Consider the following 14945-nt stretch of genomic DNA (forward strand, 5'->3'; position numbering starts at 1 on the left):
ATCTTTCAATGCGGCTGCTGACAGGCTCGATCCTGTACGGGCCCCCATGGCTGAACTCGATGACCACAAAGAACAGCTTGAACAAGCCTGGCCTCGGCACGCGTGCCATCCATGCCGGCCAGTCCCCCGACCCGAGCACCGGCGCGATCATGACGCCGATCTATGCGACTTCGACCTATGTGCAGGAGAGTCCGGGCAAGCACAAGGGGTATGAATACTCCCGTACACAGAATCCGACCCGCATGGCCTATGAGCGTTGCGTGGCCGACTTGGAAGGCGGCGTTGCGGGCTTCGCGTTTGCCTCCGGTCTGGCCGCGGCGGCGACGGTGCTGGACCTGCTCGATTCAGGTAGTCATGTCATTGCGATGGACGATCTCTACGGCGGCACCTATCGCCTGTTTGAAAGGGTGCGCCGGCGTTCGGCGGGGCTGGACTTCAGCTTCGTTGACCTGAACGACACTCAAGCGATGAAAGCGGCACTCAAGCCAAACACGCGGATGATCTGGGCCGAGACGCCGACCAATCCGATGCTCAAGCTGGTCGACCTGGCCAAAGTCGCCGCGTTCGCCAAGAAGCATGGCCTGATCCTGGTGGTCGACAATACCTTCTGCTCACCGATGATCCAGCGGCCGCTGGAATACGGCGCGGATCTGGTGCTCCATTCGGCCACCAAGTACCTCAATGGTCATTCGGACATGGTGGGGGGCATCGTGGTCGCCGGCAGCAGCGAGCTGGCCGAGTCGATGGGATTCCTGCAGAACTCGGTAGGTGCGGTGGCCGGCCCGTTCGATTCGTTCCTCGCCATGCGTGGCCTGAAGACCCTGCATCTGCGCATGAAGGCGCACTGCGAGAGCGCGCTGGAACTGGCGAAATGGCTGAAGAGGCACCCGGCGGTCGAACAGGTGATCTATCCGGGCCTGAAGAGCCATCCGCAGCACGCCCTGGCCAGGCGCCAGATGCATGGCTTTGGCGGCATCATCACGATCGAGGTGAAGGGCGGGCTGAAGAAGGCAAAACGCATGCTGGAGCGCTGCGAGTTGTTTGCGCTGGCCGAATCGCTTGGTGGCGTCGAGAGTTTGATCGAGCATCCTGCGATCATGACTCACGCCTCTGTACCAGCCGCCAACCGCAAGCGACTGGGTATCAGCGATGGCCTGATCCGGTTGTCAGTTGGCGTGGAGGACTTGATTGATTTGCGCACCGAACTCGAGGCGGCACTGCAATGAGTTCAACCTCACGGCCGGGACGCAGCGGTGTCACGATGCTGCAGGATCGGCGGCGTTGGGAGGGGCCGTTTGCCGCACTCATGCGGCATAGATCCCTGACTTGGGAGTTGAGCAAGCGAGAGGTTCTGGGGCGTTACCGCGGAGCAAGTTTCGGCATGGCATGGTCGGTCATCAGTCCGTTCATGATGCTCGGGGTGTATGCCTTCGCTTTCGGGACCGTAATGAAGAGCCGCTGGCCGCCAGAAGCGGGTGGCGGCCACCCGTATACGGTGATTCTTTTCGTCGGCTTGATCCTGCATGGTTTCTTGGCCGAGTGCCTCAATCGTGCTCCCACGCTGATCGTTGCCAATCCGAATTTCGTCAAACGCGTAGTCTTTCCCTTGGATGTGCTGCCTTGGCCGATGCTGCTCTCGGCCCTGTTTCACGCCATGATGAATATTGTGGTTTTGGTATTGCTGATGCTGGTGCTCGAACACCATCTGCACATTTCGCTGCTGCTGCTTCCACTTGTTTTCATCCCCTTCATCCTGATCATACTGGGTGTGTCGTGGGTGCTGGCGTCACTCGGCGTCTACTTTCGCGATATCAGCCAGGTCATGCCGGTGGTGGCTACTGCGTTGCTTTTTCTTTCGTCGGCAGTCATTCCTGTCAGTGCCCTTTCGCCTTCGATGCAAAGGCTCTTTCATCTCAATCCGCTGACTTTCTTTATTGACCAGGCGCGTTTGGTGGTTCTTGCCGGCACGGCGCCTGACTGGAGCGGACTGGTGCTGGCTACCCTGGCTGGCCTGCTGGTCGCGTGGCTGGGGCATGCGTGGTTCATGGCGACCCAGCGAGGGTTTGCCGATGTCCTCTGAGCCGCTCATCGAAGTACGGGATCTGTACAAGAGTTTTCCCGTATACGACAAGCCTCATCATCGCCTTTTCCAGATGCTGAGTCGCCACAAGAGGCAACGCTGGTATCGCGAATTCGAGGCCCTGCGCGGTATCGATTTTTGCATCGAGCGGGGCGAGACCGTTGGCATCGTGGGTCGTAACGGATCCGGCAAATCGACCCTGCTGCAGATCATCTGCGGGACGCTGGCGCCATCGCGTGGCGAGGTCCAGGTGCGTGGACGGGTGGCCGCGTTGCTTGAGCTCGGGGCGGGATTCAATCCGGAGTTCACAGGACGCGAGAACGTGTTCATGAACGGCACGGTGTTGGGCCTGACCCATGCAGCCATCGCAGACCGACTGGAGGAGATTCTGGCGTTTGCCAATATCGGCGATTTCATCGATCGTCCGGTCAAGACCTACTCCAGCGGCATGTATGTACGTTTGGCGTTCGCGGTCGCGATTCATGTTGAGCCCGACCTGCTGGTCGTCGATGAAGCGTTGTCTGTGGGTGACGAGGCTTTCCAGCGCAAGTGTTTTGCACGCATCGAGAGGCTGCGTCAAAGCGGCTGCACGATTCTTTTTGTATCGCATGCAGCCAGTACCGTTATCGAACTGTGTGACAGGGCGATCCTTCTGGATGGCGGGGAAATGTTGGCCGACGGCACTCCGAAAGCCGTCATCTCGCGTTATCAGCGGATGCTCTATGCACCGGAAGATCGCGTGCAGGAGCTGCGCGAACAGATGCGGCGGGAGAAAAATCTGCCTCGACAGGTCGAGGAGCCTGTAGCGCAGGATGCATCGCCGGCGGTCGCGGAGGAGGCGGTGATAGACGCTTCGATGACCGCGCACGCGGCCTATATGGATGCCTATTTTGACGAGCACCTTCGCTCGGACAACGAACTGACGTATACCAGTCAGGGGGCGCGGATCGAAGATCCACATATCATGACCATGGCGGGCAAACGGGTGAACGTGCTCAACGCTGGCGAGCGCTATATCTATGCTTATGCCGTGCAGTTCGTGCGTGGCGTCCCGTGTGTTCGTTTCGGCATGCTTATCAAGACACTCACGGGAGTCGAGCTTGCAGGTGCAGTCAGCGCAAGGACCGAGCAAACGATCATCTGGGTTGAGCAGGGTGCGCAATTCAAGGTGAGTTTCGAATTCGATTGCCGTCTGGCTCCCGGCGCCTACTTCATGAATGCTGGGGTGCAGGGGCGTGTGGGTGAAGAGGAGACCTACCTCGATCGGCGCATCGATGCGCTGATGTTCAAGGTCATGCCGCGTACGGATCGGCTATCCACTGGATTCATCGACTTGGTAGATTCGGTCAAGATCCGGTTGAGTGGAATGAAAGAACGGAGTGTCGAGAATGACGGTTGACCCAATGGCCCCCTCGCGCTGCCTGTTGATTCTTGGCATGCATCGCAGTGGCACCTCGGCGATCACGCGCTGTCTCAATTTGGTGGGCATGGATGTCGGTTCGCATTTGCTGACCCCCGACGAGGGAAATGCAAAAGGCTATTGGGAGCACGCCGAAGCGGTGCGCATCAACGATGCGCTGCTGGCATCTTTCGACATGCTCTGGTGGTGTCTTGACCCACTGCCCAAGGACTGGTTGCAGAGCGACGCGGCCAACAACGCGCGCAGCGAGATCGAGACCTTCGTGCGTCGGGATTTTTCCGGCGTACCGCTGTGGGGGCTGAAGGATCCGCGGATGTGCCGACTGGCGCCGCTATGGATCGAGGTGTTGTCCGGCATGGGCATCACCGTCAATGCAGTGTTCGTGAGCCGGGCACCTCTTGAAGTGGCTCGTTCGATAGCTCGTGGTCATGGATTGAGTGAGCCAGCTGGTGTGCTGAGCTGGATGCAGCATCTGGCCGAGGCCGAGCTGAGCACCCGCAAAATGCCGCGTAGCATGATCCGGTATGAGCAACTGTTGAGCGACCCGCTCGCTGCTCTCGATCGAGTCAGCATGGATCTCTCGCTTGGCTGGCCGGTGGCCCCCGGCGAGAGACTGCGTGCATTGGAGTCCTTCGTCGATCAAGGCCTGCGTACCCAGCGTGAGGATGATGCGGATGTGACGCTTCCATCGCTCGCAACGGAGCTGGACGCAGCTTGTCGACATCTGGTGGCGCAGACGACGACAAGCCGGGATTGGTCGGCACTGTCTGTGGTGTGTGACCGCGTGCTCGAAAACCTGGGCCTGTTTGCGTATGGTGCGGAAGCGGCGGTGCATGCTCATGTGGAGCATGGTTCCGTGGCAGGCGGGGTGCCGGCGGAGCGCGTGTTTGCCTCCCTCTACTACGGTGCGTCGAATCAGGATTTCTCAGAGGCGCGCGTGATCAGGCAGGATGTTCCCCGGGGACGCGGCCAGATCGATTTGCCACTGCTTGCCGGTCGTGCCGGAAAGTATCGACTTGATCCAGTCAGCCGCGCCGGCTACTGCATCATTCATTCGCTGGTGGTGGTCGACAACAAGGAGCGTGTGGTCTGGGATTGGCGCGATGAGCGGGAACAGTCCCTGCCCCTTGGCGTGGGGGAGATGACCAGCCCCAGTCAGGCGGGTATCCAGCTGCTTCGCATGAATGACGACCCGCAGATCCATTTTTCCTGGCCGGAGGGCACGGTTCCCGAGGGGGCCTTGCTTCGGCTCGACATCGAGTGGTTTGACGTCCAGCGCCTTGGCCGGGAATTCGATGCCTTGCACGAGGCGATGGCGCGGCAATCGGGCGAGCATGATGCGTTGGAGCAAGAACTGACTTCGCAGTTTGATGCTGAACGGTCCCGCATGACAACACAGCTTCACGCTGAGCGGTCCCGGACGTCGGCGCTGATCGCCCACCTGGATGAAACCCGGCTGCGGCTGGCGGAATTGGCAGCTGTGGCGGAGTCGTCGCGGGCGGCACTGCAGTTGCTGCTGCGCCGCGGCCTGATCCCGCGTTTGCGCCGCCGTTTCCTGCCGATCAGCTTCACTCTCACACCGGTCATGCACCTGCAGCGGGTGGATAACGCGGACGGCCGCTGGCGCGTGACAGGCAACGACCCCGCGTTCGCTTGCGGCAGCAGCCAACTGCCCTTGGCTGCAGGCTGGTACATGGCCACTGTGGATATGCAGCAGCACACGGGCCTGCCGGTCGAGGCGCGCTTGTACCCGGATTACGGACCGGGGGTACCTCGTGACCCGCAAGGGCTGGTATTGCCCTTCATTCGACAGGGAAAATCACGCCATCGTGGAGCGGTCTGTTTTTCCCATACCCTCCTTGGCCTGCGGTTCGATCCTACCGAGTCCTCCGGCGAGATCTCCGTGCATGGGCTGAAGATTCGACGCATAAGCAAGATCCGCGCGGCGTGGATACTACTGAAGGGGATCGCCTTTGCGCGGCCGGTGCCCGGCAAGCCGTCCGGCTGGAGAAAAATTGTCCAGCGGCTGCGTGCCTCCGGCAGCCGCGGGTTCGGACACTGGTTCTACCAGACCTACACAACGCCGGAGTATGAGACGAACTCTTACGTCCAGTGGTTGCGCAAGTATGATGTGGTGGCGCCAGAGGACATCGAGCGGGCGCGTCACGAAGTGGCCGACTGGGAGCACAAGCCCGTGGTTTCGGTGCTGGTGCCGGTTTACAACAGCCCCCGGAAATGGCTGCGACGCTGCATCGAGAGCGTGCAGGCGCAGGCTTATCCGTACTGGGAGCTATGCCTGGCCAACGATGCTTCGACGATGCCGCACGTGTCGCATATCCTGGACGAGTACGCCGCTGCCGACCAGCGTATCCGGGTCGTACACCGACCGGTGAATGGCCATATCTCGGCGACATCCAACAGCGCGCTGGACCTGGCCGGTGGCGAGTTCATCGCGCTGCTCGATCATGACGACGAGCTGCATCCGCTGGCGTTGTTCGAGGTGGTGAAGTCGCTGCAGGCGCACCCCTCGCGCAAGCTGATCTACACCGATGAGGACAAGATCGACGCGCAGGGGCGACGCTACGACCCCTACATGAAGCCCGAGTGGAATTACGACCTGCTGCTTTCGCAGAACTGCATCAGTCACCTTGGGGTCTATCAGCGCCAACTCGTGCTCGATGTCGGTGGTTTTCGCCTGGGTTACGAAGGTAGCCAGGACTGGGATCTGGCCCTGCGCTGCATCGAGCGGTTGGGGCCGGAGGAGATCGGCCATGTGCCGCATGTGCTCTATCACTGGCGAGCGATTCCAGGCTCGACCGCGGTAGGTGTGGATCAGAAAAGCTATGCCCGCGGGGCGGGTATCAGATCGATCGAGGAACATCTTCAGCGCATCGGGGTGGAGGCCTCGGTGAAAGAGGGTGACGCCGGTCACGGGCATCTGCATATCCGGTACGCGCTGCCAACGCCGCAGCCGAAGGTGAGCCTGATCATTCCCACCCGTGACGGGCTGCATCTGCTCAAGCGCTGCGTCGATTCCATCCTGTCACTGACCCGCTACGAAAACTACGAAGTCGTGATCGTCGACAACCAGTCGTGCGAGTCGGAGACGCTGGAGTACCTCGCGCAGGTTGTCGCCGACCCGCGGGTCCGGGTGCTTCCATACGACTTGCCGTTCAACTATTCGGCGCTCAACAATTTTGCAGTGCGGCAGACCTCCGGAGAGCTGGTGGCTCTTGTCAACAACGACATCGAGGTGATCTCGCCGGACTGGCTGCTGGAGATGGCCGGGCACGCCATGCGCCCCGCGATCGGTGCGGTGGGTGCCATGCTCTACTACCCCAGCAACCGGATCCAGCATGCTGGCGTGGTGCTGGGAGTGGGGGGCGTGGCCAGCCACTCCTACTGCGATCGTCCGCGCGGTTATAACGGTCAGATGGGACGGGCTCGAATCGCCCAGAGTCTGAGTGCGGTGACGGCTGCCTGCCTGATGATCCGGCGCTCGGTGTTCGAGGAAGCCGGTGGCTTGAACGAGTCGCTTCGCGTCGCCTTCAACGATGTCGACTTCTGCCTGCGCGTGCGTCGACTCGGTTACCGCAATCTGTGGACTCCCTTTGCCGAGTTGTACCACCATGAGTCGGCCACCCGGGGTTACGAGGACTCGCCCGAGAAACAGGCCAGGTTTGCCGGGGAGGTCGAGCGCATGCGAACGATATGGGGCGATGAACTCACCACGGATCCGGCCTACAGTCCCAACCTTACGTTGACCGGTGCACCATTCGAGCTGGCTTTCCCTCCCCGCACGGAACGTTGAGTCTGTAGCACCTCGCCGCACGTCTCGTGCAAACATGGCGTGAGAATCACCTGTCTGGGCCGCGGCCATTTCTGTCGCGCGCTTCATCACGCGCCTCCGTTCCGTGGACACAAGCACGTGACACGGTGAAGGGGCCGCCAGTCTCGATCGTCATCCCGCGACTTTGCTCGCTCGCATGGGGATGTTCCGTCGCGCTGGTCGTCTGGCGCTCTAGTATGACAAGCTAGCGACTGTTTGCCATGACAGCTTGCCCCGGTCGCGGCATGAATCACGGGGACAATCTCTCATGGCGCAGGGGCAGGGAATGGAGACAGGGGCTTTATGAAGGTCAGCACGGGGAAAGTTGTGGCAGCTGCGCGCGGCAGGTTATGGATGACACTGCTGCCGATGATGGCCTGCTTCGCGGTCGCGGTGGCGGTGCTTGGTGCCAATCCTTTCGCCCATCAGACGGTGGGACCATTCGATCTGCTGGCCAGCCAGGGCGCGTGGATCGATGATGTTCCTCCTGTGCCCGTTCGCAACATGGAGCGATCGGACGTTCTCGACTGGTTGCTGCCCAGCTGGCTGCATGCGCGCGAGGTGCTCCGTGCCGGCAGTCTGCCGATCTGGGACCCGGTGCCCAAAGGAGGGCAGCGGGGCATGCAGAATCTTGTTTATTCGGAACTGACGCCGGCCTTTGCCATTTTTGCGGCCAGTCCGAGTCCGCCCCTGGGTTTTTATCTGGCCACGCTCTTCAATCTGACCGTGCTCGGATGGGGTGGATTTTTCTGGCTACGCCGCCGTCTTTCCAGCTTGCCCGCTCTCCTCGGGGGGCTGGCCCTCATGCTGTGCGGCTTTCATGCCGCGTGGCTGTACTGGCCCCACACGATGACCTCCATGTGGATCGCCTGGCTGCTCTGGGCAGTGGACTGCTGGTGGGAAAACCCTCGATACAAGCAGTTTCTGGGCATGGTCGTTTTCAGCGCGCTGCTGATCCTTGGCGGATTCCCGTTCGTCAGCTTGCTGGGTTTCGGTGCGGTAGTGCTGTATCTCCTGTGCCTGATGTTCAAGGACTCCAGATCCCGTTGGCAAATGCGTATCGCCGGGTTCGTGCTTGCCCTGGTCGCCAGCGCAGGCTTATGCGCCGTGCCGCTGCTGAGCTTCGCCCGCTGGCTTTCGGACCAGGATATTTCCCTGAGACACGGCGGCAGTCCCCTGCAGTTGTTTGGTGACCTTCATTACCTGCTGCCACATTTTGCCAGATCGGAACCGCACGTCGAGTCGACGATGTATGTCGGCGTGGTCGTGTTGCTGGCAGGCATCACGGGTTGGCTTATCGTCATCGTACGAAGGTTGCGTGTGCCGGTGATGGGCCTGTTTCCGCTGCTGTTGGGTCTGATCGGACTGACGCTGGTCTTCGAAATCATCCCGGACGGATATCTCGCATGGGTGCCAGGCTTGTCGAACAACGCCTGGTCGCGGGCGATCATTCTCCTGGACATGTCGTTGGCCGCCGCTGCCGCGTATGCGCTGGATGAATGGCGCCGGCGCGTCAACTCTCGCGCCTTGTTTGTCGGCGCCATGCTGGTGCTCACTGGCTGCCAGGTGCTCGATACCGGCTCGCTTTTCAGGCAATTCAACGGACCCATTGCCGACAGTTATTTCTATCCTCGCGACAAGCTGATCACGTATGTCCAGGACCACATCGGCCCATTCCAGAGCGTGGTGGCGGACAACAATTTTCTGGTTTCGGGAACGCTGGGTGCCTATGGGATACACGAATGGTTGGCGCACGGCTTCAACAGCCCGTTCATGGTGGCCAATCTTGCCCAGCTTGCAGACCACCCGTTCACAACGCCCACGGCCACCGCGATCGAGGCTGAAGGATTTCATCTGGCCAGCCCGATGATGGCTGCTTTGGGCATTCGCTATGCAATGGGGGATTCCGGCCTGTCTTACGACAGCCTGACTCCGGTTTTCCAGGGAGACGCCAGCGCACTGCCTCCCAATCAGCCGATACCGCCGTTGCCTGATCATTCGGTGACACAGAAATTTTCGCTTGACCACGACTATCGTCTAGTTGTCGTGACCGTTCGTCTGGCCACATACGGCGAATCCGGTCTGAAAGGTCAGGTGGCGTTGCAGCTCTATAGAGACAACTTCCCTGCGCCGCTGGCACGTGTTGCGCTGGATGCGTCATCGATCCGCGACAACATGATGGCGTCGTTTCAATTGCCTGTGCCGCTGGACCTGGCTCCCGGCAAGTACAGCTTCACGCTGAATTATTCGGATGGCGGCCAAAACAAACTGACAGCATGGTACAAGCCGGCCGACGCCACCAATTGCTCCCTGGTGATTGACGGCAACGCCATGCCGGGCTGTCTGGATATGCAGCTTTCCAGGTTGCGATCGAGTATCGGTCCGTTTGTCACCATAGCGTCGAACCACGGCATCCAGCTGCTTGAGAATACCGAGGTACCCTCGGGGCCCTATTTCGTCGAGAGGCTGGATCAGTGGCCTGATCGTGGAAGCTCATCGAGCGTTGTCGTGCGCAACCTGAAAAGCCATGATTTCGATCTGGAATACAGTGGGACGCGAGCAGGGTATGTGGTGGTGCCAATGAATATCGTGCGCGGTTGGCGGGTGACCTTGGATGGGCGAGTGGTCCAGCCAGCGAATTATCTTGGCGGCCTCCCTGCGGTCAAGGTGAATGCCGGCGCCAGTATCAAGTTCAGATACATGCCGTATTCCATACAATACGGAAAATGGATTTCATTGCTGACGCTGCTGATTCTTTTGCTGGCGGCTTCAATCGTCACGTGGCGCGGCCGTTCCTCCCGGGCCTCCGCCGAACCAGGCCCGGGCTGACGTCGAAGAGGACTGTCAGTGCTTGTTGCCTTCCTGACGCGTGCTTTCCATCTGCTTGAGTTGCAGAAGTATTTTTTCCGACAGTTTGCGGTTGGTGGAAATCAGGTCGGCGATGATGCCCATCATGTAGAGCAGCATGCCCATGGTCAGGCACATCGATCCAAAAATCACGGACTGGACATGTCCGGCGCCGCCACGGTGAAAATAGTGGTAAAGGAAGCGGGCCATCGTCATTACTCCGACAGCCATGAAACTCGAGCCGATATAGAAAAAAAGCGCCAGTGGCCTGTAGATGACGAAGACTCGCAAGATCGTCACCAGTGACCGCTTGACATAACTGGGTATGCTCTTGACCAGTCGTGAGGGGCGCAGGTCGCCATTGGTGCGGATGGGTACTGACAGGATTCTCAGATTGCTCTGCCCGGCCTGGATGATGGTTTCCAGCGTATAGGTATATGCATTGAAGACATTCAGGCGCATCGCGACCTCGCGGGACATGGCGCGAAAGCCACTGGGCGCATCGGCGACGTCGGTCTTGCTGGCCACACGTACCGCCCAGCTGCCAAGACGTTGCAGCTTTTTCTTGATCCAGGAAAAGTGTTCTGTTTCGTTGATGGGCCTTGCGCCGATGACAATGTCAGCCTCGTGAGCGAGTACGGGTGCGGTCAGCTTGGGAATGTCGGCGCCGCAGTATTGGTTGTCGGCATCCGTATTCACGATGACATCGGCACCCAGTTGCAGACACGCTTCCAGTCCCGACATGAAGCCGACGGCGAGACCGCGATTCACCCGATGACGCACGATGTGATGCACGCCGTTGGCGCGCGCCACCTCGGAGGTATTGTCGGTGGATCCGTCATCGATGATCAGCCATTCGACCGTGTCGAAGCCATCGACCTGGCGCGGCAGCTCCGAGAGCGCGATGGCGAGCGTATCGGCTTCGTTGAAGCAGGGGATCTGGATGATGAGTTTCATGTTATTTGTTGCCGTGTGCGTGTCTACATGAGTAGATATGGAAATGACAAATGACTTGATCGAGCCCCGGCAGCGATCAATGTTGTATGCCTGATTGTTACATATGCGATTGCACAGTAATTAGCCGGAAATGGCGAGTAATGGATCCTGCTTTGCCGTCTGTCGCCATGCATTTACAAGGTAGAATTGAAAATGACCAGTAATTCGGCCGCGAGCAAAGCGGATTGAACGGCAAGATTGGCCTGGTGTTGCCGTGGCAATGTTCCCGAACGTCACCTTTCATGTGACCGGAGGAAGCCATTCAGAGAGGTAGTCCATGAGTTCAAAAGTCGTGCAACCGGCAGGCAATTTCTACGACAAGTACAACACCCGCAATCCCGTCGCCAGGGCGATGATGCAGGGATTCCTTCGATCCTTTGCTGATCTTGCGCGATTGGCTTCGCCGGTGGGAACAGCGTTGGAAATTGGCTGCGGTGAGGGCGAGCTATCCATTCGTCTTGCTGCCGCTGGATGGCGTGTACAGGGATGCGACATTGCCCAGGAAGCGGTTGAGGAGGCACGCCGTCGAGCTCAGGTCGCGGGAGTGTCCATCCCCTTTCGTGTGCTGAACGTGCTTGACGCCAAAGGTGAATTCGAGACTAGTGATCTGGTTGTCTGCTGTGAAGTCATGGAGCACCTGGAAGACCCGGCCGCGGCGCTGGATATCCTGATCGAATTGAGCAGCGATTACGTGCTGGTAAGCGTGCCGCGTGAACCCGTCTGGCGTGTTCTGAATATGGCAAGAGGGCGTTACTGGAAGGAATTTGGCAACACGCCTGGCCATATTCAGCATTGGTCGCGCGCATCATTCCTGGAGCTTCTGGAGCGGCGCCTCGAGATTATTGCTGTGCGATCACCGCTTCCGTGGACGCTTGCACTCTGCCGTGTCAAAGATCGCTAAGGCAGCGGTTCGTATCGTTGGGGGGCTGCTGGCACTGGCTGGCATTGGCTGGATCGTCGCCGAATTTGTGCGCACGGGCGTCCTGACGCAACTATTCGACTCATCACATTTCGATCGTCTCGCCTGGTTTATCGTTATGGCGGTTCCCGTATACGTTGCAGGCTTGTGCTGCGCGGGATTGGCATGGTGTTGTCTACAAACAACATTGCTGCCAGTACGTCCGGCATTCCGTGGCTTGTTTGCCACTTATGCAACCACGCAGTTCGCCAAGTATCTTCCTGGCAATATCGGGCATTACGTCGGACGGCATCTGCTGTTGCGCAAACTCGGGATGAATCATCGTGCCTTGTTGCTGGCAACCTTTGGCGAAGCTGGGTTTCTGGTTCTCGCATCGCTGGTATGGGCTGCAAGCGCGATGGGCGTGTTATTGCCTTCGCTCAATATCACGTTGAGCGCTTGGCAAGTGTTGCTGGCGGAATGTGTGTGCCTGGGTGCCAGCTTTGCGGGTTTGCAATGGTGGCGGAGACGGAGCGAGAGAGCGCAGGCGTGGTTTCCACTGCATTCGCCGAGATGGTTGTTGCCGGTGCTTCCACTGCAATTGCTGCTCTTTGCGGCAATGGCACTGGCACTGATGATCCCCGCTTGCGTATTGATCCCGAATGGCAAGGATATATGGCTGCTGCCGGCGGCGGCGGCGGCAAGCTGGGTTGTCGGTTTTCTGGTCATTGGCGCGCCGGCCGGCATCGGGGTGCGCGAAATGGTTTTCCTCGCGCTGTTGCGCGGGCATATGCCGGAGTCCGACATACTGCTACTGGCAGCAGCGTTCAGAATTGTCACCTTCAGTGGTGACGGGGTGTTGTTGCTGCTCGGTTTCTGGCTGGGCCCTGCTCCGGCGACCAGGGTGCGTATTCCGTGAAGAGTGGCCTGGCGATTCGGCACTCCAGCCCTTTACTTGCAAACCATCCTTGCTCCGCAGCCCATGTCACCTGTTGACGGTCACGGTGAAAGGGAGTTCGCAATAAGCGGTATAGCCGCCTGAGGATTCTCTTGCGATCGCTGGTGAGTAGACGTCTGGTGCAACGCCGCCCAGATCACCGCCCAGAAAAAATCCACGGGTGAGTGAGGGCGCAGATCGCATCACTCTTATCACGTCCTTGCGGTCTGCGCTTGTAGTCAGCTCGATTGTGAAATCGGACTTGCCACGTAGTACAAGTACATCCCTACCTGGCCCCAGATTGCCAGGCCAGATAATCCAGCCTTGCAGGGTGAATGCGTCGTACGGGTGCATCGTGACCGTCGCAAGAGGTTTGTCGCCGTTTAGCGCGTCGACTGTGCATTGCCCATGGGCACCCGATGCTTTTGCGATCGAGATTGCAGCGGGCATTTGCTGGAATTGCACCTGCGGAGAACGGTCGCTGAGTGACCGGAGCAGGACACGTTCTTCATGGCGCAGCCCCCTGGCTGATACGGTCAGTGGCCCTTGCACGGACAATGGGGCAGTCGGGCGAGCCGCTGAACTGACCGAGGCCGTTACCATCTCGCGCACTTTCGGATTGGCGAGGTAATGGGTCAGATCCTTCGCCGAGGGATAGGGGATCTCCAGACCGGGATGTTGCAGGAAGCGCTCGTCGTCGGTGGAAATGAACCCGGAAAGGTTTGCAGTCTCGATCAGCGAGAATATTCCTCTTTGCTTCATCCCTGCCAGGTCGTCATGCGTGCGATGCAGCATGATCGAGAACAGTATCGGCAGCGTGGCGATCAGCCATATTCTGGACGTACGGGAAAGGCCACTCGATGCATCGGGATCACACGCCCAAAGCATGCCTAGCGCTAGGTTGGCCAGCCCCCCGGCGACCAGGATGCTGGTATAGCGCGAAGGAATGGCAGCCATGTCATGGCCTCGGGCATGGGCGATGGCGAACGCCTGCAGCACGATCCAGCCCAAAATGCCGAGCAGGAAGAGTTCGCCTCGACTGGTCCGGGTTCCCCTCAGCACTCTGGTCAATCCCAGGCAAGCTGGCAGCCAGAGGAGCAGCATGAAAAGGGGGTGGCCACCTTTGATTTTGGCAAGCGGCCAGTTCAGCGCCAAAAGCATCCCATGCGCATGCTCCGGCAGGCCTTTGGCCTGCATAGGTACATCGCCAGGCAGATGCGGCAAAAGCAGCAATCCCGCCATGGTTATCGCCAACAGGCCGCCGACGGCCACAACGGTTCTCACCGACCATGCCCTTGTCGGCAGGCCACGCATTACGAGGACAAAAGCCGCGGCCAACGGGGCGATGAGTCCGGAAGCCATCGTGAACAGCGAAGCGAGGCCCAGCGCCAGGAGCGCGAAGAGTCTTGTCCATGTATCTGTGGTGTAGGCCGCAACTGCGAGGAGGGCCGTCGCGGCCGCGAGCATGAAGTAAAACTGGTTCTGAAAGCCGACCAGCGTGTTTTCCCAGTCGAAGGGCAGGCAGCCCATGCCAATCACGCACAACAGCAGCAGTAGCCGCATCGGTGTGGAGCGGATATCCCATGCCGAAAAGGCGAAGAGCAACGCGAGCGCAGACGAATAAATCAGTGTGTTGATGTACGCCTCGGCCAGGTTGCTCCAGTGGCCGTCATTGATCGCGAGCAGAGCCATGCTGACCAGTCGCGTGAAAAAGATGCGGTGCTCGTTATGCGCGGTAAACAGGAAGTGCAGGTTCGCATGATCCTGCCACCAGGGCGCCAGCTCCGCGCTGATTTGCGACCATTGGTCCCAGAACGGGAGATCACCCGCGAACAGGGATACGTAAAAGGAATGGGCAGCAGCTATGGCCAGCATCACCACTGCCGCCAGCATGAGTATCGTAGCCCTGCGTGGCTGCTGCGAAGAGGTCGTCAGCAT

General features: G+C 59.5%; 9 protein-coding genes. 7 read left to right on the forward strand and 2 right to left on the reverse strand.

What is annotated here, in order from left to right; all coding sequences use genetic code 11:
* Positions 1-59 precede the first annotated feature (59 nt).
* The 5 genes from B0E50_RS02490 (at position 60) to B0E50_RS02510 (ending at position 10158) form a co-directional block, all read left to right on the forward strand.
* A complete protein-coding gene (locus tag B0E50_RS02490) occupies positions 60-1226 on the forward strand; it encodes a PLP-dependent aspartate aminotransferase family protein (RefSeq protein WP_077439553.1) in 1167 nt (388 codons plus the stop codon).
* A gap of 35 nt (positions 1227-1261) precedes the next feature.
* Positions 1262-2080, forward strand: coding sequence for an ABC transporter permease (locus B0E50_RS02495; protein WP_077439496.1), 819 nt, complete (start codon positions 1262-1264; stop codon positions 2078-2080).
* Positions 2070-3479 carry an ABC transporter ATP-binding protein gene (locus tag B0E50_RS02500; protein WP_077439497.1) on the forward strand — a complete coding sequence of 470 codons (1410 nt, stop codon included), beginning with the start codon at positions 2070-2072 and terminating at the stop codon, positions 3477-3479. The genes B0E50_RS02495 and B0E50_RS02500 overlap by 11 nt, the downstream gene beginning before the upstream one ends.
* Before the next feature lie 376 nt (positions 3480-3855).
* Positions 3856-7311: a glycosyltransferase gene (locus B0E50_RS17815; protein ID WP_168170792.1), complete on the forward strand. Its 3456-nt coding sequence runs from the start codon at positions 3856-3858 to the stop codon at positions 7309-7311.
* A 321-nt stretch (positions 7312-7632) separates the two neighbouring features.
* Positions 7633-10158, forward strand: a complete 2526-nt coding sequence (locus B0E50_RS02510) for a hypothetical protein (protein WP_077439498.1) — start codon at positions 7633-7635, stop codon at positions 10156-10158.
* Between the two features lie 15 nt (positions 10159-10173).
* Here B0E50_RS02510 and B0E50_RS02515 read toward each other — a convergent pair whose 3' ends face one another.
* Positions 10174-11133 carry a glycosyltransferase family 2 protein gene (locus B0E50_RS02515; protein ID WP_077439499.1) on the reverse strand — a complete coding sequence of 320 codons (960 nt, stop codon included), beginning with the start codon at positions 11131-11133 and terminating at the stop codon, positions 10174-10176.
* Positions 11134-11449: 316 nt separating this feature from the next.
* On the opposite strand from B0E50_RS02515, the gene B0E50_RS02520 reads away from it, so the two are divergent.
* A complete protein-coding gene (locus B0E50_RS02520; protein WP_077439500.1) occupies positions 11450-12073 on the forward strand; it encodes a methyltransferase domain-containing protein in 624 nt (207 codons plus the stop codon).
* Positions 12057-12989 carry a lysylphosphatidylglycerol synthase domain-containing protein gene (locus tag B0E50_RS02525; RefSeq protein ID WP_168170793.1) on the forward strand — a complete coding sequence of 311 codons (933 nt, stop codon included), beginning with the start codon at positions 12057-12059 and terminating at the stop codon, positions 12987-12989. The genes B0E50_RS02520 and B0E50_RS02525 overlap by 17 nt, the downstream gene beginning before the upstream one ends.
* A 66-nt stretch (positions 12990-13055) precedes the next feature.
* On the opposite strand, the gene B0E50_RS02530 is transcribed toward B0E50_RS02525, so the two are convergent.
* A complete protein-coding gene (locus B0E50_RS02530; RefSeq protein WP_077439502.1) occupies positions 13056-14945 on the reverse strand; it encodes a hypothetical protein in 1890 nt (629 codons plus the stop codon).

Origin of the sequence: Rhodanobacter sp. C01, from assembly GCF_002001045.1 — a bacterium.
Taxonomy (GTDB): Bacteria; Pseudomonadota; Gammaproteobacteria; order Xanthomonadales; family Rhodanobacteraceae; genus Rhodanobacter.

Bases quoted from the DNA above. Each gene is read 5' to 3' on its own strand.
- B0E50_RS02490 (WP_077439553.1), top strand. From the start codon at position 60: ATGACCACAAAGAACAGCTTGAACAAGCCTGGCCTCGGCACGCGTGCC.
- B0E50_RS02495 (WP_077439496.1), top strand. From the start codon at position 1,262: ATGCTGCAGGATCGGCGGCGTTGGGAGGGGCCGTTTGCCGCACTCATG.
- B0E50_RS02500 (WP_077439497.1), top strand. From the start codon at position 2,070: ATGTCCTCTGAGCCGCTCATCGAAGTACGGGATCTGTACAAGAGTTTT.
- B0E50_RS17815 (WP_168170792.1), top strand. From the start codon at position 3,856: ATGGGCATCACCGTCAATGCAGTGTTCGTGAGCCGGGCACCTCTTGAA.
- B0E50_RS02510 (WP_077439498.1), top strand. From the start codon at position 7,633: ATGAAGGTCAGCACGGGGAAAGTTGTGGCAGCTGCGCGCGGCAGGTTA.
- B0E50_RS02515 (WP_077439499.1), bottom strand. From the start codon at position 11,133: ATGAAACTCATCATCCAGATCCCCTGCTTCAACGAAGCCGATACGCTC.
- B0E50_RS02520 (WP_077439500.1), top strand. From the start codon at position 11,450: ATGAGTTCAAAAGTCGTGCAACCGGCAGGCAATTTCTACGACAAGTAC.
- B0E50_RS02530 (WP_077439502.1), bottom strand. From the start codon at position 14,945: ATGCTGACGACCTCTTCGCAGCAGCCACGCAGGGCTACGATACTCATG.